The 17,960-nt window shown below is 70.7% G+C and carries 14 protein-coding genes; 9 read left to right on the forward strand and 5 right to left on the reverse strand.

The genetic code is table 11. From position 1 onward, the window contains the following. Positions 1–748: 748 nt before the first annotated feature. A complete protein-coding gene (locus Aco04nite_RS36185) occupies positions 749–2,011 on the reverse strand; it encodes a glycoside hydrolase family 27 protein (RefSeq protein WP_213001744.1) in 1,263 nt (420 codons plus the stop codon). A 111-nt stretch (positions 2,012–2,122) separates the two neighbouring features. Here Aco04nite_RS36185 and Aco04nite_RS36190 point away from each other — a divergent pair, with 111 nt between their 5' ends. Genes Aco04nite_RS36190 through Aco04nite_RS36200 form a run of 3 tightly spaced genes read left to right on the forward strand, consistent with a single transcriptional unit; the run spans position 2,123 to position 6,359 of the window. After that, positions 2,123–4,216, forward strand: a complete 2,094-nt coding sequence (locus tag Aco04nite_RS36190) for an MMPL family transporter (protein WP_213001745.1) — start codon at positions 2,123–2,125, stop codon at positions 4,214–4,216. Further along, the gene (locus tag Aco04nite_RS36195) at positions 4,216–4,911 is read left to right on the forward strand and encodes a response regulator transcription factor (protein WP_213001746.1); all 696 of its coding nucleotides are present in this window, start codon (positions 4,216–4,218) and stop codon (positions 4,909–4,911) included. The genes Aco04nite_RS36190 and Aco04nite_RS36195 overlap by 1 nt, the downstream gene beginning before the upstream one ends. Beyond that, the gene (locus Aco04nite_RS36200; RefSeq protein WP_213001747.1) at positions 4,908–6,359 is read left to right on the forward strand and encodes a sensor histidine kinase; all 1,452 of its coding nucleotides are present in this window, start codon (positions 4,908–4,910) and stop codon (positions 6,357–6,359) included. The genes Aco04nite_RS36195 and Aco04nite_RS36200 overlap by 4 nt, the downstream gene beginning before the upstream one ends. Here the strand turns inward: Aco04nite_RS36200 and Aco04nite_RS36205 are convergent. Together Aco04nite_RS36205 and Aco04nite_RS36210 are read right to left on the reverse strand one after the other, a co-directional pair. Beyond that, the gene (locus Aco04nite_RS36205; RefSeq protein WP_203839341.1) at positions 6,274–6,957 is read right to left on the reverse strand and encodes a response regulator; all 684 of its coding nucleotides are present in this window, start codon (positions 6,955–6,957) and stop codon (positions 6,274–6,276) included. The genes Aco04nite_RS36200 and Aco04nite_RS36205 overlap by 86 nt on opposite strands. Beyond that, positions 6,954–9,008: a histidine kinase gene (locus Aco04nite_RS36210; protein ID WP_213001748.1), complete on the reverse strand. Its 2,055-nt coding sequence runs from the start codon at positions 9,006–9,008 to the stop codon at positions 6,954–6,956. The genes Aco04nite_RS36205 and Aco04nite_RS36210 overlap by 4 nt, the downstream gene beginning before the upstream one ends. 143 nt (positions 9,009–9,151) lie before the next feature. Here Aco04nite_RS36210 and Aco04nite_RS36215 point away from each other — a divergent pair, with 143 nt between their 5' ends. The 5 genes from Aco04nite_RS36215 (at position 9,152) to Aco04nite_RS36235 (ending at position 15,622) form a co-directional block, all read left to right on the forward strand. Next, entirely contained in the window at positions 9,152–11,320 is a 2,169-nt protein-coding gene (locus Aco04nite_RS36215; protein WP_213001749.1) for an MMPL family transporter, read from the forward strand. Between the two features lie 118 nt (positions 11,321–11,438). Continuing rightward, complete coding sequence (locus tag Aco04nite_RS36220) at positions 11,439–12,770, forward strand: putative acyl-CoA thioester hydrolase (protein WP_213001750.1); 1,332 nt, start codon at positions 11,439–11,441, stop codon at positions 12,768–12,770. 14 nt (positions 12,771–12,784) lie between these two features. Then, entirely contained in the window at positions 12,785–13,288 is a 504-nt protein-coding gene (locus Aco04nite_RS36225) for a SigE family RNA polymerase sigma factor (RefSeq protein WP_213001751.1), read from the forward strand. Further along, entirely contained in the window at positions 13,285–14,430 is a 1,146-nt protein-coding gene (locus Aco04nite_RS36230) for a hypothetical protein (protein WP_213001752.1), read from the forward strand. Before Aco04nite_RS36225 ends, Aco04nite_RS36230 begins: the two co-directional genes overlap by 4 nt. 46 nt (positions 14,431–14,476) lie before the next feature. Then, positions 14,477–15,622: a DUF2786 domain-containing protein gene (locus Aco04nite_RS36235; RefSeq protein WP_244876548.1), complete on the forward strand. Its 1,146-nt coding sequence runs from the start codon at positions 14,477–14,479 to the stop codon at positions 15,620–15,622. Between the two features lie 16 nt (positions 15,623–15,638). Here Aco04nite_RS36235 and Aco04nite_RS36240 read toward each other — a convergent pair whose 3' ends face one another. Further along, positions 15,639–17,165, reverse strand: coding sequence for a M1 family metallopeptidase (locus tag Aco04nite_RS36240; RefSeq protein ID WP_213001754.1), 1,527 nt, complete (start codon positions 17,163–17,165; stop codon positions 15,639–15,641). A 7-nt stretch (positions 17,166–17,172) separates the two neighbouring features. Between Aco04nite_RS36240 and Aco04nite_RS36245 the strand changes: the two genes are divergently transcribed. Next, on the forward strand, positions 17,173–17,496 hold the full coding sequence (locus Aco04nite_RS36245; protein WP_213001755.1) for an SRPBCC family protein: 324 nt from the start codon (positions 17,173–17,175) through the stop codon (positions 17,494–17,496). On the opposite strand, the gene Aco04nite_RS36250 is transcribed toward Aco04nite_RS36245, so the two are convergent. Continuing rightward, positions 17,465–17,905, reverse strand: coding sequence for a DUF6228 family protein (locus Aco04nite_RS36250; protein ID WP_213001818.1), 441 nt, complete (start codon positions 17,903–17,905; stop codon positions 17,465–17,467). The genes Aco04nite_RS36245 and Aco04nite_RS36250 overlap by 32 nt on opposite strands. Positions 17,906–17,960: the final 55 nt, after the last annotated feature.

A 17,960-nucleotide genomic window follows, 5' to 3' on the forward strand; every position in this document is an offset into this window, starting at 1 on the left:
TGGATCGAGGCCGCACGAGCGTTGTTCCGCGAGGCGAACACCCACCGGGCGCAGGCCACCGCTGACCATGAACGTGACCGCAGACGCGCCGCCGGTGACCTGTTCGACTGGAGCCGGTTCACCAACCGCTGGCTAGTAAAGTATGCCGCCGCCTACTAACCCACGAACACCGAACTCTCCGTCACACCCGCGGGGCTCGACACGACAATCAACGCGCACACTTGAAACCACTCAACCACAGTCCACGACCGGTGACGAGTCCGGCGGGAACAGACGCGACATGGGCGATGTGGCGGCTCTACGCCTACGAGCCGGACACAGGCAGGTATTCCTGCGTAACGAAGGAATCCTGCGCGTCTTCTTCACGAGGCCCCGCCCATACCGCATTTCGCCTCGGCAATGGCAGCAACCCTGCCGCGCCCCGCAACTCCATGAAATACCTGCGCCCCTGCTTTCTGGCGGTCGTCCTAACACTCCACCTGAGCAGCTTCGAAGCCGAGCTCAGCGATGCGGCCACAGCACCCTCGTCGACCGGCCAACGCCGGCTCGCCAGGCACGCGGATCGGTATTTCATGGAGTTGCGGGGCTCGGACGAGGGTTCTGAATTCCCGGGACCGACGACCGCGACGGCCACGACCCGGACATCGGGACATTCCAAGGCATGCCGACTCCGGGAAGCACCAGCCGCCGTCGACCTGGCGGCGGTCGCCCTCGACGACGCCCGGCATGGTCGGCGCTGACGTCGCTCCTAGTAGGAGGGCAGGGTGAGTTCGGTGCCGGTGAGGCGGAGCATGGCTGTGCCGTGGGCGGGGACGGTGACCGTGTAGGAGCCTGTGGCGGTGGGTTCGTTCGTGCGGGTCCAGAGGTTGCGGATGTGGATCGGGCCGGCGAGGGCGATGGCGGTGAAGGTGACCGTGATCGGGTGGGCGGTGTCGGTGCGGTTGAGGAGGGCGACGGCTCGGGTGCCCGTACCTGTGAGGGGTTTGAACCAGACCTCGGAGGTGCCGATCTGCTCGCCTTGGCGGGCGAGGGGGTCCTGGTCGACGGCGAGGATTTCCGGGTTGGTGAGGGCGGCGGTCATCTCGGTGGGGAGGGTGCGCGGGTCGGAGCCGATGATGAGCGGGGCGGCCATGATGGACCACATGGCGAGCTGGGTGCGGGATTCTTCGAAGGTTAGTTCGGTGCCGCCGGTCGGCAGGGGGCGCATCGGGAGGAGGTAGTCGGGGTCGTTGTAGTGGCCGGGGCCTGTGGCGGACGGGTGGGCGGCGTTGGCGTCCAGGTTGCGGAGCATGGCCGGCCATTCGGTGTCCGGTTGCGGGTCGATCATGGCGACGTCGGTGTAGGTGCGCCAGGATTGGGCGACCTGCGGGGCGTACGTGTAGGTCCACGTCGACAACGACGAGAGCGGATAGGGGCCGCCGCCCCAGTCGCTGGTGACCGGGTTGCAGATGTTGAGAATCATCGGCCGCGGGGACGCACTGACCTGCGCGGCGAGGCGGCGGAACGACGTTTCCGGGTCGAGGCCGGCGGCGCGGCCGCAGAGCCAGTCGGCTTTGAGGGCGTCGAAGCCCCATGCGGCGAACTGGCGGACGTCGTCGCGGTAGTGGCCGTCGCTGCCGAGGCCGCAGTGGCCTTCGAGGTACGGGCCGGCGTCGGTGTAGATGCCTGCCTCGAAGCCGCGTTCGTGCAGGTAGCGGGTCAGTGCCGGCATGCCCGACGGGAAGCGGGCCGGGTCGGCGACGAGTTCGCCGTCCTTGCCGCGCGGCGTGGGCGCGGCCCAGTTGCCGTCGACCCAGATGATCCGGTAGCCGGCGTCGCGCAGGCCGCTGGTGGCCAGGTGGTCGGCGATGGACCGTACCTCGGCCTCGGTGGGGTCACCGCCGAGCGCGAAGTACGTGTTCCAGCCCAGGTACGGCGTGGGTGCAAGGTGCCGGGCCGGCACGTCCGGGGCGGGGACGACGACGGTCGCGAGGACCAGCAAGACCGACAGGGCTACGCGTACGGCGTGCACGTGCCTCCTCCTGGACCGTCAGCCGATCGTCAGGTTCGCGGGCGCCCAGCCGTCAGGCGGGCGCGATCTTCTAGCACCCGGTTTACCCCGAGTTCCTAGGAGTTCCCTGTCATGGCCGCACTGCTCTACCGGCTGGGCGCCCTCGCCCACCGGCGCCGCCGCACCGTCCTGGTCGCCTGGCTGGCGATACTTGTCGCCGCCGGGGCGCTCGCAGCCACGGTCGGCGGTTCGTACGAGGATGATTTCTCGATCCCGGGGTCGAGCGCCCAGCAGACCCTCGACACCGTGGGGAAGGAATTCCCGTCCTCCTCGGGTGCCACGGCGCAGATCGTTTTCGTGGCGCCGACGGGCCGCACTATCGCCGACGAGGGCGCTGTCATCAAGCAGGTGCTGGACGCCGCGGCGAAGGCGCCCCAGGTCGCGGCGGTTGCCGGTCCCACGCCGAGCAGGGACGGGCGCACGGCGCTGGCGCAGGTCGGGTACCAGGTCACCAAGGCCGGGCTCGAGGACGGGACGCTGACCGCGCTCGAGGACACGGTGCGGCCCGCGCGGGAGGCCGGGTTGCAGGTGGAGTTCGGCGGGTCCGCGTACGGTGACACGCCCGGCGGGACCAGTCATCTCACCGAGGTCTCCGGCCTGGTCGTCGCCATGATTGTGCTGCTGGTGACGTTCACGTCGCTCGCCGCCGCCGGGATCCCGCTGCTCACGGCTCTGCTCGGCGTCGCGATCACCGCCGCCGGGATGACCGCCCTCGCCGGCGGTCTCCAGCTGCCGACCACCGCGCCGACCCTGGCGATCATGCTCGGCCTGGCCGTCGGCATCGACTACGCGTTGTTCATCGTGGCCCGGCACCGCTCCCAGCTGGCCCGGGGCATGGCCGTGCCCGAGTCCGCGGCCCGCGCCATCGGCACCGCCGGCAGCGCCGTCGTCTTCGCCGGAATGACCGTGGTCATCGCGCTGGCCGGCCTGACCGTGGTGCGGATCCCCTTCCTGAGCGCGATGGGGCTCGCCGCCGCGGCCGCGGTCATCGTCGCCGTACTCGTCGCCGTCACCCTCATCCCGGCCATGCTCGGCTTCGCCGGCGAGCGGCTCCGCCCGAAACCCGGCTCCCGCGCCGACCGGCGCGAACAGCACGCCACGGACAAGCCCGGCGCGGGCATCCGCTGGGCGAAGCTGGTGACGCGCCGGCCGCTGGTGACCACGCTGGCCGTGGTCATCGTGCTCGGGATCATGGCGGTGCCGGCCGCGGGGCTGCGGCTCGCGCTGACCGACAACGGATCGGCGCCGGTGGACAGTACGCAACGCAAGGCGTACGACCTGACCGCCGAGGCGTTCGGGCCCGGCTTCAACGGGCCGCTGCTCGTCCTGGCAGGACAGCAGGACAGCGCGGCGCTCGTGCAGAAGCTCGGGACACTGGACGGGATCGCCGCGGTCGGCAAGCCGCAGATGTCGGCCGACGGGCGGTACGCGCTCATCCAGGTCGTCCCGCGGACCGGCCCGCAGGACCCGGAGACCGAGCGGGTCGTCGAGGACATCCGCGACGCCGGCGGCCCGGATGCCGGCGTCACCGGCGTCACCGCGATCGGGCTCGACATCTCGCAGCGGCTGTCGGGCTCCCTCGTACCGTTTGCCCTGGTGGTGGTCGGTCTCGCGGTCCTGCTGCTGATGGTCGCGTTCCGGTCGCTGGTGGTGCCGGTCAAGGCCGCGCTGGGTTTCCTGCTCTCCATCGGGGCGACGCTGGGCGCGGTTGTCGCGGTCTTCCAGTGGGGCTGGCTCGCCGACGCCGTCGGGGTCAGCCGGACCGGGCCGGTGATCAGCTTCATGCCGATCATCCTGATGGCGGTCCTGTTCGGGCTGGCCATGGACTACGAGGTGTTCCTGGTCTCGCGGATGCACGAGGAGTATGCCCGGACCGGCGACCCGCTCCCCTCGGTGATCAACGGTTTCCGGGACTCCTCGCGAGTGGTCGCCGCGGCGGCGCTGATCATGATCTGTGTCTTCGTGAGCTTCGTACCGAACGGGAGCCCGACGTTGAAGCCGATCGCGTTCTCGCTGGCGGTGGGCGTACTCCTGGATGCGTTCCTGATCCGGATGACCCTGGTGCCGGCGGTCCTGGCGCTCGCCGGGCGGGGTGCCTGGTGGCTGCCGCGGTGGCTCGACCGGTATCTGCCGAATCTGGATCTCGAGGGGTCGAAGTTGATGTGATGGAGCACGTGGATCGCATTCTTGTCGTGGACGACGACGCGGGGTTACGGGAGCTGCTGCTGTCCGCGTTACGGTTCGCGGGCTTCGAGGTCGAGGCGGTCGGCGACGTGCCGGCCGCCCTGGCCGCCATCGGGGCGCGCCCGCCGGACGCCGTGGTCCTGGACGTCATGCTGCCCGGCGCGGACGGCTTCGACCTGCTTCGCCTGCTGCGCAGCCGGGACGTGGAGGTGCCGGTGATGTTCCTGACCGCGCGCGACGAGCTGGACGACCGGGTGAAAGGCCTGCGGCTCGGCGGCGACGACTATCTGACGAAGCCGTTCAACGTGGTCGAGGTCGCCGCCCGGCTGGAGGCACTGCTGCGGCGGTCGCGGCGCGGGACCACGGCCTCCGACGGCGTCCTGCGCTGCGCGGATCTCGAACTCGACGAGGCCCGGCACGTGGTCACCCGGGCCGGGACCCCGGTGGAGCTCTCCCCCACCGAGTTCCGGCTGCTGCGCTACCTGCTCGCCAACACCGGCCGGGTGGTGTCCAAGGCGCAGATCCTCGACCACGTCTGGCAGTACGACTTCGGCGGCGACGCGGGCGTGGTCGAGCGCTTCGTCTCCAACCTCCGCCGCAAGATCGATCTCGGCGGCCCGTCGCTGATCCACACGGTCCGCGGCTTCGGCTACAGCCTGCGCGGATCCGGCCGATGATCCGCTCGATCCGCGCCCGGCTCACCCTCGCGCTGGTGGTGCTGCTCGCCGGTGGCCTCGTCATCGTGGCCACCGGCAGCGTGCTGCTGGTCCGCCGCTACCTCACCGACCGGGTCGAGGAGGGCCTCAGCAACGCGTCGGTCAAGATCTCGGCCCGCAGCGCCGGCGGATTCACCCTCCCGCTCGGCCAGCTCGCGCTGGTCACCCCGGAGAGCGGTACCGCCGTCGCGGTCGATGCGGCCGGCCACGTGCTGGTGAGCACCGGGCAGGCCACCCTCACCGACCCGGCCGCCCTGGTCGCCGCGGCGGCGGACCTGGATCCGGGCGACACCCGGGTGATCGAGGACCCCCTGCCGGCCGTCGTGGCCCGCATCCACACCCCCGGCCTGCGGATACTGCTCCGTGAGGGTGGCACCGCCGTGAGCGCCGAGTACGTGGTCGTGGGCGTACCCATCGCGAACGACCGCAAGGTGGTCCGGCTCATCAGCATCGTCAACGGCGTCGGCGCCCTGATCGCCCTCGCCCTGATGGGTCTACTCGCCTCCCTGTTCATCCGGATCGGGCTGCGGCCGCTGACCCGGATGGCCGGCACCGCCGACGCCATCGCGGCCGGCGAGCGTCACCTGCGGCTGCCCGCGGGCGGGACCGGGCCGGAGACCGACCTGCTCGCCGCAGCGGTCAACAAGGCCTTCGACGCGCAGCGCCGGGCCGAGGACCGCCTGCGTACGTTCGTCGCGGACGCCAGCCACGAGCTGCGTACGCCGTTGTCCACCGTCCACGGCTGGATCGACCTCTACGTGCAGGGCGGCCTGCGCGACCCCGACCAGCTCGACCACGCGATGGTCCGCGTCGAGGCCGAGGTCGGCCGGATGCGCCTGCTCGTCGACGAACTGTCCCTGCTCGCCCGGCTCGACGCGGCGCGCCCCCTGCGGCGGGAGCCGGTGGACGTCGTCGCCCTCGCCGCCGAGGTGGTCGAGGACGCCCTTGTCGTCACCGCCGACCGCGACATCACCCTCACCGGTGTGCCGCACGCTTTCCTCGACGCCGACGGCCCCCGCCTCCAGCAGGTCCTGCGCAACCTGGTCGGCAACGCGGTGCAGCACACCAGGCCCGGGACTTCGGTCCAGGTCACTGTTTCAGTACGCCCGGAGCACGTCGACATCGAAGTACGCGACCGGGGCGACGGTATCCCGCCGGAGCACCTCGCCCACGTCTTCGAACGCTTCTACCGCGCGGACCCGAGCCGCAGCCGCGATCCCGGCGGCTCCGGCCTCGGCCTGGCCATCGTCGAGGCCATCGTGGCAGCCCACGGCGGTACCACCGGCGTCACGTCCACGCCCGGCGAAGGCACCACCGTCCGCGTCACGCTCCCGGAAGGGCGTCACCCTGACGGACCAGGCCGTTCTGGTACGCCAGGACGACCAGCTGAGCCCGGTCCCGCACACTGAGCTTCGTCATCGCCCGGTTCACGTGCGTCTTGGCGGTCAGCGGCGACAGGAACAGCCGCTCCGCGATGTCGTCGTTGGAGAGCCCGTGTGCCACCAGCACCAGCACCTCCCGCTCACGATCGGTGAGCAGCGCCAGCCCCGGCACGACCCCGGACGGCTGCGGCCGCAGACTCGTCAGGAACCGGCTCACCAGCCCCCGCGTGGCCTTCGGCGACAGCAGAGCCTCGCCGCTCGCCACCACCCGGATCGCGTGCAACAGATCCTCCGGCGGCACACTCTTGCCGAGAAACCCGCTCGCCCCGGCCTGCAACGCCAGCACCACGTTGTCATCGTTCTCGAACGTCGTCAGCACCAGCACCCGCACCCCGGCCAGATTGTCATCCGCCCCGATCCGCCGCGTCGCCTCGATCCCGTCCATCCGGGGCATCCGGATATCCATCAGCACCACATCAGCCCGCGCCGTCCGCGCCAGCTCCACGGCCTCCTTGCCGTCCCCGGCCTCCCCCACCACGGCGAACCCCGGCTCCGAATCGATGATCATCTTGAAGCCGGCCCGGATCAGCGCCTGATCATCAACCAGCAGCACCCGAATGGTCATGGCGCAGTCTCCGGACCGTCTGGTTGCGAACTCTGCTTCTCCGCCGAGTGGTGCAGCGATCCCTGTCTTCCCGGCGACGCCGGGAACCGCTGCGACTCCGAGGTCCGCTGCGGCTCCGGGACCTGCCGCGGCTCCGAGGTCCGCTGCGAGTCCGGGACCTGCCGCGGCTCCGAGGTCCGCTGCGAGTCCGGGACCTGCCGCGGCTCCGAGGTCTGCTGTGACGTCGGGGCCTGCCGGACGTCCGGGTTTGTGGGGCGGTCGGCCTGATTCTGCGGGCGAGCGGGTGAGGGCGTTGTGGTCCCGGCAAGGGTTCCGACTCCGGCCAGCAGACCCGCGCCGCCGAACGCGTTCAACGCGTCGAAGCCGCTGAGCGCCCTGACAGCTCCTCGGATGTCCACAGCCCCGGACGCACCCAGCGCCGCCCTGGTCGCACTCCTCACATCGGGTATGCCGAGCGCGGTCCTGGCGGTATCCCGCCGGTCGAGGAGGCCGGGCACACTGAGCGCTGCCCTCGCCGCGTTCCGGGTGTCGAGGAGGTGGGGCACGCCGAGGGCTGCTCGTGCTGCGTTGCGGACGTGGAGAGCGTCGGGCACGCCGATCGCGCCCAGGACGCCGGCGACGCCCACGCAGTCGCGGCCTGTGCCACCATCCTCCACGCCTGATTTGTACCCCGGGTCGGGGGCGGTGGCGGGGGCGTGGTGTTCGGTGGGGAGGACGGCGTGGACGCGGAAGCGGCCGTCGCCGAGGGGGGCCGCGGTGACCTGGCCGCCCGCCGCGACTGCTCGCTCGCGCATCCCGAGCAGACCGTAGCCGGATCCGTTCTCCACCGATCCCCTCGAGCCCGAACCACCCAGGACCGAGCCCGCCGCACCGGCGCCGTTCGCACCCAACCCGTTCGCACCCAACCCAGCCGCACCCAACCCGGCCGCACCCAACCCGCCCGCGACCGACCCGGCCGCGCTCGACCCGGCCGCGGCGGGACCGGTGGCAGCACCCGAGGCTGTGGTGGCGCGGGTGGCGCCTGGCGAGCCCGGGCGGATTTCGTTGGTGACCTCGAGGATGATGCCGCTGGGGGCGTATTCGATGAGGAGGCGGACGGGGCCGGTGCCGTGTTTGTGGGCGTTGGTGAGGGCTTCCTGGACGATGCGGTAGGCGGCGAGGTCGACCAGGGCGGGGAGGTCGCGGGTCGGGCCGCGCTGCTGGGAGCGGACGGAGAAGTGGGCGCTCTCCAGGGCGGTCAGGAGCTCGGGGAGGCGGGCGAGGCCGGGGGCGGGCTCGGTGCTGGTTGCTTCGTCCTCGTTGCGGAGGACGCCGACCACGGACTGGATCTCTCGCAGGACGGTGTCGGAGGCTTCGCGGATGTGGGCGAGGACGGGGCCGACCTGCTCGGGGCTGCGGTCGAGGACGTGGGCCGCGGCGCCGGCCTGGACGCTGATGACCGCGATGTGGTGGGCGACGACGTCGTGGAGCTCGCGGGCGATGCGGACGCGTTCGTCCATGACGCGGCGGCGGGCCTCGTCCTCGCGGGTCTGCTCAGCGTGGCGGGCGCGCTCCTCGACCTCGTGGATGTAGGCCTTGTGGGTGCGGACCGCGTCGCCGACCGCCGCGGCCATGAAGATCCAGGCGAAGACGGCGAGGCTCTCGAAGCGCCACCAGTCGCCGGGCGCGACGATCAGACCGGTGACGTAGATGAGGGCTGACCCCAGCAGGGCGCAGGCGAGGCCCTTGCGGCGGCTGGTGTGGGCGGCGATCGAGTAGGTGATGACGCCGAGCGCGGCGATCAGGCCGGGATTGCTCACGCCGTGCAGGATCGCGCCGACGGTGGAGGCGACCGCGATGCCCAGCGCGACGCGGGGGCGGACCCGGCGCAGCAGCACGGCGACGAAGGCCACGAACGCGACGATGACGTCACCCATGGCGACGTGGTCGTCGGCGGCGGCCTTGCGCAGCACCGCCCACGAGAGCACGCCGGCGAACAGGATGTCGAGCAGGAGCGGCTTCTCGGCCGCGTGCTTGAACGCCTTGATCCGCTTGAGGTCCCAGGTATCCATCACCAAGCACCGTACGCGCGATCGGCCGGCACCTCGTCATCCCGATGTAGTAAGCGGCACCCCGGCCGGCTACCACGATCATGGTAGGGAGCTGACTGCGCTGGGAGGACGTTTTCCGGGGCCCGGGACGGGACCGTTTCGGGGTGGCTACCTACCTGTACCGGCTCGGCAAGTTCAGCTTCCGGAAGCGGAAGCTGATCCTCGCGTTGTGGCTCGCGATGATCGCGGCCCTGGGCGTCGGCGCGTTCACCCTGAACGGACCGACCGCCGAAAGCTTCTCCATCCCGGGCACCGAGGCCCAGGAGGCGCAGGACCTGCTCGCGCAGCGGTTCCCGCAGGCCGGCGCGGGTGGCGCCCAGGCCCGGGTCGTCTTCGCGGCGCCCGCGGGCGCGAAGCTCACCGACAAGGCGAACAAATCGGCGATCGCGGACACCGTCGCCGAGCTGAAGAAGGGCGCGCAGGTCGCGAACGTCTCCGACCCGCTGCAGGGCACGATCAACAAGGCGGGCACGGTCGCGTACGCCACGGTGTCGTACAAGGTGCAGGCCATTGATCTGACCGGCACCGACCGGGACGCGCTGAAGGAGGCCATGACCACCGGCCGGGACGCGGGCCTGACCGTCGAGGCGGGCGGGGACGCGATCCAGGAGCCAGGTGAGCAGGGTGCCGGGGAGGCGATCGGGTTCCTCGTCGCCGCGGTCGTGCTGGTGATCACGTTCGGCTCGCTGGTCGCGGCGGGGCTGCCGCTGCTCACCGCGATCCTCGGGGTGGCCGCCGCGATGGCCGGCATCCAGATCGCCACCGGGTTCGTCGGCCTCAGCAGCACCACGCCCACGCTGGCGTTGATGCTCGGGCTCGCCGTGGCCATCGACTACGCGCTGTTCATCGTGTCCCGCTACCGCCACGAGCTCGCCGAGGGACGCACGGGCATAGAAGCAGCAGGACGGGCGACGGGTACGGCCGGATCCGCGGTCACGTTCGCCGGCCTGACCGTGGTGATCGCGCTCGCCGCGCTGACCGTGGCGAACGTCCCGTTCCTCACCCAGATGGGCCTGGCCGCCGCCGGTGCGGTCGTCATCGCCGTCCTGATCGCGCTCACCCTGCTTCCGGCCATGCTCGGTTTCGCCGGCAAGCGCGTCCAGTCGTCCGGCAAGCGCCGCGTGCGGACCAAGGAACCCGCCGGGCGCCGTTGGGCGAAGATCGTGACCCGCCGCCCGGTGCTCACCCTGGTCGGCGCCGTCGTCGGCCTGCTGATCATCGCGATCCCCGCGCTCGACCTGCGGCTCGGCCTGCCGGGTGACGGGACGGCCGCCGAGGAGACCACCCAGCGCAAGGCGTACGACCTGCTGAGCGCGGGCTTCGGCGCCGGTTTCAACGGTCCGCTCATCGTGGTCGTCGACGCCGCGAGCAGCGCCGACCCGAAGGGCGCGGCGGACGCCACGGCTCAGACGATCAAGGGTCTCGCGGACGTCGTCGCGGTCAGCCCGGCCACCCTCAACCCGGCCGGCAACACCGCGATCGTCCAGGTCATCCCGTCCAGCGCCCCGGACAGCCAGGAGACGACCGACCTGGTGCACGCGATCCGTGACCTGCCCGAGTCCGGCGGGGCGACACTGGCGGTGACCGGCGCCACGGCGGTCAGCATCGACATCTCCGCGAAGATGGGTGCGGCGCTGCTGCCGTACCTGGCAACGATCGTGGTCCTGGCCTTCCTGCTCCTGACCCTGCTCTTCCGCTCGATCCTGGTGCCGCTCAAGGCGATCGGCGGCTTCCTGCTCAGCGTCGCCGCGACGTTCGGCGCGGTCGTCGCGGTCTTCCAGTGGGGCTGGGGCGCCGACCTGCTCGGCGTCTCCGAGACCGGCCCGATCGTCAGCCTGATCCCGGTCCTGCTGATCGGCATCGTCTTCGGCCTGGCCATGGACTACGAGGTGTTCCTGGTCAGCCGGATGCGCGAGGAGCACGTGCACGGCGCCGCGCCGACCGACGCGGTGGTCAACGGGTTCAGCCACGGCGCCCGGGTCGTCACGGCCGCAGCCATCATCATGGTCAGCGTCTTCTCGGGCTTCATCCTCTCCCCCGAGTCCATCATCAAGTCCATCGGATTCGCGCTGGCCGCGGCGATCCTGCTGGACGCGTTCGTGGTCCGGATGACCATCGTGCCGGCGGTGATGACGCTGCTCGGGCGGCGGGCGTGGGCGTTGCCCCGCTGGCTCGACCGCGTCCTGCCGGACGTGGACGTGGAGGGCGAGAAGCTGCGTACCACCCCGGATGCGGAGGAACCGGACCGGGAACTCGTCGGCGCCACCCGGTAGCCACAACAGGCACATGGGCCGGCCGCTCCAGCAATGGAGCGGCCGGTCTTTTCATTGATCTTCCTCGATCTTAGGATGCGTGAAAGTGCTGAGGTAAGCGCATTCCTGAGGAGAGCCGATGAGCATCGCACGATGGATCACGACCGCGGCCACGGTAGCGGTCACGGCACTGGCGAGCAGCCCGGCAGCCGCGGCGGGCGGTCCGGCGGCAGGCGGTACGGCGGCAGGCGGTACGGCGGCAGGCGGTACGGGCCGGCCGGCCGGGCTCACCGCTCCGGGAACGGTGACGCGGCCGGTGTTGTCGCGCGCCGAGGCCGCTCCGTTCGTACCGGCGAACTATTTTGGATTTTCCGGGCCTTATGCCGCTCCGGTGGCAGATCCGTGGCGGCCGGCGCCGATCAGGGAGGCACCGCCTGACTTCGTGGTCGGGGGACGCGGATTCGCCACGGTGCAGGAGGCGGTGAACGCGGCATTCCGCAAGGGCGGCACCAAACGGCTCTACATCGCGATCCGGCCGGGGACGTACACCGGGACCGTGTTCATTCCGGCGGGCACTCCCCCGCTGACCATTTACGGAATCGGCAACCCGCGCCTCGCATTCACCGTCGACGCGATCATCACCCCGGCAGCCTGGGCGGAATTGGTGAACCCCGGCGGATCGCGGTACGCCCAAGGCGATCCGGCCTGGGACATGTTCCAGTCGTGCGCGACGAGGACCAGCACGAATGCGGGGCTCTGCGCGACCGTGGTCTGGGGGCAGAGCACGGACCTGCAGCTCAAGGGGCTGACGATCACCAACACCCTGCTGGACACCGTGGACCGTGGGACGCATCAGGCACTTGCTTTGCGTACGGATGCCGATCGCACCCAGCTGGAGGAAATGCACCTGATCAGCCGGCAGGACACCTTCCTGGCGAACGCCAACGACGTCGAGCGGATCGCACGGGTCTCGGTCCGGAACAGCTACATCGAGGGCGACACCGACTTCGTCTTCGGCCGCGCCGCCGCCGTTTTCGACCACACGCGATTCCATCTCGTCTCGACCCGCAAACCCTCCGGCGGCGTCATCTTCGCCCCGAACACAGCACCCCTTTATCCGTACGGTTTCCTGGTCACCCATTCCCTGATCACCGCCGACGCGGGGTACAAAGCCGCGCCAACCGGATTCCTCGGGCGCGCCTGGGACCAGGGAGCCGGCACCACCGGTTACCTTCCCGGAGTCACCCCCAACGGCCAGCTCGTCATTCGCAACAGCCTCATCGGCGAAGGCTTCACCACGACCGCCCCGTGGGCACCGGCGGCGACAACCGCGCGCCCGTTCACGGCCTCGATCGAGCCGGGCCGGGACCTGAACGACGTCAACCACAACCGCCTCTGGGAGTACGCGAACCTGATGCAACCCGGTGCCACCCCGGCCACGACAAGTCAGGGAGAACTCAGGACGAACTGAGCGGGAGGAGCGGGATGCGGCCCGAATTGGAGCGGCAGTACGTCGAGTACGTGCAGGGGCGGCTGCCGCGGCTGCACCGGACGGCGTATCTGCTCTGCGGCGACGCGTTCCAGGCGGACGACATCGTGCAGGCGACGCTGACGTCGCTCTACACGAACTGGAGGAAGGCCTCGGCGGCCGACAACCTCGACGGGTACGTGCACCGGATCATGGTGCGGCGGTTCCTGGACGAGAAGCGCCGCAAGTGGTCGCAGGTGCTGCTCGGCGACCGGTTGCCGGACGACGGCAGGGCAGCCGCACCGGATGTCGAGCAGCGCGACGAGGTGCTGACGGCGCTGAGGGCACTGCCCAAGCGGCAGCGGGCCGTCGTCGTCCTGCGGTATTTCCATGACCTGTCGGTCGACGCGACCGCCGAGGCGCTCGGCTGCACGGCGGGCACCGTCAAGAGTCAATGTTCGCGCGGCCTCGCCACGCTCCGGGAAGTTCTGCCGATGGCCACCGCGGAAGGAACACGATGACCGAGAACCAGTTGCACGAGCGGCTCGAAGCGGTGCCGGTGCCGCCGAGCCGGGTCGACGTGGCGGGGCTGCTGCGGGCCGGGCGGCGGCGTACGCGCAGGCGGCGGGCCCTGCAGGCGGCCGGCAGCATCGCCCTGGTCACCGGGGTGCTGGTCGGCGTGCCCCTGCTGACCCCGAAGCCGGCACCGAAAGCGGCCCCGGTCGCCGTCGTGCCCTCCCCGGCGCCGTCGCCGGTGACAACAGGGAAGGCGTCGTGCGTGATGACGAAGCTGGCCGTGCCGAAGGGGATCAAGGACGTCATCGCCGAGGCCGTCGATCCGACCGGGAAGTACATCGCCGGCAACGGCACGATCGGCCAGGACTTCCGGGGCGTGCTGTGGACCGGCGGGCGCGCGGAGGCGTTGCCGGTGGACGGCGACTCGGTGCAGGCCTCCGCGGTCAACGAGCACGGCGTGGTGGTCGGGCTGCTCACGGAGAACAACCGGGACTCCGTCTTCCGCTACGAGAACCACAAGCTGACCAAGTTGCGTACGCCATCAGGGAGCTGGACGATCTACCCGGAGCCGGCGATCAACGCGACCGGCGACATCGTCATCAACCTGGAGCCGCTCGGCAATTCGGGTGGTAAGGACAGCTTCGCGGTGATCTGGAAGGACGGCGCCACCACCGCGGACAGGCTGCCGCTGCCCGAGGGTGCGAACGTGCACGCCATCCTCGACGACGGCACGCTGATCGGCTCGATCTACCGGGACGGCAGCGCGGTGGCCGGCTACGCGTGGGACAAGCAGGGGAAGGGCACCAAGCTGAAGGTGCCTGACGGGCAGAGCGCCGCCGCGTACGCGGGCCGGGGCGAGTGGGTGACGGGCGGGCTCTGGCCGGCGCAGGAGGTCGCACTCTGGAACCTGCGCACCGGCGAACTGACCAGGCCCGGCAAGGAGGGACCAGCCGACACCGTGAACGGCGAAGGCTGGGTGGTCGCCGGCGGCAGCGTCTGGCACGGCGAGGACGAGGTCCGGCTCGCCGCCCCGGCCGGGCAGGGCGGCAATGCGATGGCCGTCTCCGACAGCAGCCTGGTCGTCGGCAGCGCCGTCTCGCTGACGGGTGACAAGGAACCGGTGGGACCGCGCTCCTGGCAGTGCTGACGACGTGCGGGCTGACCCGGTCGGGCAGACTTGCGGGGTGACTTCGGTGAGAGAGACGGTTGCGGCCGTCGTCGGTGGGCGGATCGGGTACGAGGACGGGCTCGATCTGCTCACCGTCTCCCCGGCCGGTGAGGTGGATCCGGTGCTGACCGGGATGCTGTTCGACGCTGTCGGCCGGCTGCTGCGAGCCGGATGGCAGCCCGCGGAGCTGCACAGGGTCACGGCCCGGCGCGGCAATCCGGCCTGCGGGCACCTGATCGTCGACGCCGTGGCCGCGTACCAGAAGGATTTCAAGCCCAGGACGATCGATCCGCGCTGGCGCGCCCAGGCCGAGGATCTCGGCGCCAAGGTCTGGTGGGGTTCCGACGACGGCTACGTGACCGAGGTCGTCCAGCATCGGCGCGCCGACCGCGTGACGCTGATCGACGCCGTGCTGCAGGCGCTGAAGGTGCTGGCCACGCTGCCGCCGATCGAGATCCTGATCCCGCCGCCGGGGCAGGTCGCCCGTCCGGCGCGGTCCCCGGGCTCCGAGGCCCTGCTCAGCCGGGTGCGGGCGCTGCTGGCCAAGGCCGAGTCGACCACGTTCCCGGCGGAGGCGGAGGCCTACAGCGCCAAGGCCCAGGAGCTGATCTCCCGGCACAGCCTGGACGAGGCGTTGCTGGAGGCGTCGGGTGACGCCCAGGTCGTGCCGTACGCGCGCCGCATCGGCATCGACCACCCCTACGAGAGCGAGAAGGCGTCCCTGCTCGACGCCGTCGCCGGGGCGAACCGGTGTCACGTGGTGTGGTCGCCCGAGTTCGGCTTCGCCACCGTCTTCGGCTTCGACGCCGACCTGGACGCCGTCGACCTGCTGCACGCCTCGCTGCTGGTGCAGGCGCACCGGGCGATGTCGCGCGCCGAGCCGCCGGGCGGAAAGGCCGGCCGGGCCCGGCTCAAGACGTTCCGGCAGTCCTTCCTGATCGGGTACGCCGTGCGCATCGGTGAACGCCTCGCCGATGCCGACCGGGCAGCGCTGGAGGAGAGCCGGGACGCCGCCGCGCTGCTGCCCGTGCTGCGCTCGCGCGACGTGCAGGTTCAGCAGGCCCGGGACAAGGCTTTTCCGCGTACGGTGCGGGGCCGGGGTTTCCGGGTGGACAGCGAGGAAGGCTGGGAGTCCGGGCGCATCGCGGCCGACGCGGCGACGCTGCGCTGAACCCCCAGCCTTCGCGTTACCGGTGCTCGTGTGCCGCGCGGATCTTGGCCAGTGACGCCGGGGCCTTCACTGCGGCTTTTGCGGCTTTCGCCCCGGCGACGCTGTCCAGGACGGGCTTGGCCGGTGTGTAGAGCCAGGTCTGGAACAGGTCGTCGAGCTGCAGGCCGGAGATCTGCTCCGACAGCGCGATGAACTGCGCGGTGGTCGCGTGGTCGTAGCGGTGCTGGGCGACCCACGTCCGGAGGATCGCGAAGAAGTCGTCGTCGCCGACGGCCTTGCGCAGCTGGTGCAGGGTCATCGCGCCGCGGTCGTACACCGCGCCGTCGAAGACGTTCGCGGGCCCCGGGTCACCCGGTTCCACGGTCCAGAAGTCGTCGGACTCGGTGGCGTACAGATAGTCGAAGAGCTCGTCCGTCGTGCCCTCGCCCTCCTTCTCCGACCAGAGCCACTCGGCGTAGCTCGCGAACCCCTCGTTGAGCCAGATCTCCTTCCACTGCGCCACCGACACCGCGTCACCGAACCACTGGTGACCGTTCTCGTGCACCACGACGTAGGGATTGGCGCCGGCCCGGAAGAACGCGGCCGAGTAGTTCGGGCGTGACTGGTTCTCCAGAGCGAACCCGAGCGTCCCCGGCGGCGCGACAACCCCGCCGCGCGCGGTGAACGGCCACGGCCCGAAGATCGTCGACTCCCAGTCGGTGATCTCCGCGGTCCGCTCCACGCTCGCCCGCGCCGCGGCCGCATAATCCTCGGGCAACAGCTGCGAGTACGCGTTGATCACGGGCGTCCCGTCCGCGGTCACGTCCCGGGTGATGTCGTACTGCCCGATCGTGATGAACGCCAGATAGGTGGCCTGCGGCTTCGCGGACCGCCAGTACCACCGGCTCCACCCGAGCAGCTCCGGGGTCGGGTTGCGCGGCTGCACCCCGTTGCTGATCACCTCGACGCCGTCGGGCACCGCGACGGACACGTCGAACGTCGCCTTGTCACTCGGGTGGTCGTTGCTCGGGAACCACCACCAGGCCTCCTCCGGCTCACCGACCGCCAGGGCGCCGTCGGGCGTCCGGATCCACGCCGTGTATCCCGCGGCGACCTTGTTGGACGGCACCCCCGAATAGGTGACCACCACCGTCAACGCCTGCCCCTTGGCAACCGAGCGCGCCGGCGTGACGACCAGCTCATGGTCACCCTGGCGCTTGAACGCCGCCGCGCGGTTGTTCACCTGGATCGAGGACACGTCGAGAATGAAGTCGAGGTTGAAGGAGCTGAGATCCTGCTCGGCACTCGCCAGGATCGTCGTCGTCCCGGTCAGCCGATCCTGATCCGGGTAGTACCGCAGCCGGATGTCGTAATGGGACACGTCGTAGCCGCTGTTGCCATAATCGGGAAAATACTCATCCCCGAGGCCCGCCCCACCGGGCGCGGGCGCGGCAGCAGCGGGGGCGGCCGTCCCGGCGAGAGCCAGCACCGTGGCGGTAACCGCCACCAGTAGTCGTCGCACGGTCGAGCTTCCTTCCGTCGAAGAAGTAGTCAGCCCGAACATATCGAAGATGATCGCTCTCAGGGGCCCCGCACCACCCGCGATCTCAACAAATTACGGTAAACGCATCCTCACCATGCCCGGCGGCACCGAGATCCACGAGCTCATCCTCGCCATCGACCACCCCACCCACCGCATGGCCTACGCCGTCCAGCACGGCCAGCACATGCCCATCACCTACCACCACGCCGCCTTTCAGGTCTTCCCCACCGACTCCCCCGACCGCAGCCGCCTGGTCTGGACCACCGACGTCCTCCCCCACTCCCAGGCCCCCGCCGTCCAGGCCAGAGTGGACCGGGCCATCATCGAGATGAAGGCGGTCCTGGAAAGCTGACCGCTTGCGCGAACCGGCGCATCTCCTCCCCCGGTTCCAGGCCGAACTCCACCCGCGCCGACCACCCCGAGGCGCCCCGCGGGTCCGCGGCTCGCAACGTCACGCCCAACGTCACCAGGGCTCGGCCGTCGTGGCGGGCGTCCAGGGCCGCCGCGCCGTCCAGCGCCCGCCACCGCCGAACGCCTTCCCAGCCCTGCCAGTCGGCCGCGAGCTTCTCCACAAAGGCGGGCAGCAGCATCGCGATGTCGCCGCTGACCCCGTCGATCTGAGCCACTGTCGTGGCAGTCAGGCCCTCGTCGTGCAGCTCCATGGCAGCCGAGAAGATGTAGCCGTCACCGTAGGAGTCGTGCGGCGGATGGACGACCCACCGCATGGCATCCGGTCTGCCCAGAACAAACCACTCACTCATGATCGGGCATTATCCCGCCGGGGCCGGTGGGCTTCTTTTTTAGCGCTGAGCCCCT

Source organism: Winogradskya consettensis, assembly GCF_018332715.1.
Taxonomy (GTDB): Bacteria; Actinomycetota; Actinomycetes; order Mycobacteriales; family Micromonosporaceae; genus Actinoplanes; species Actinoplanes consettensis.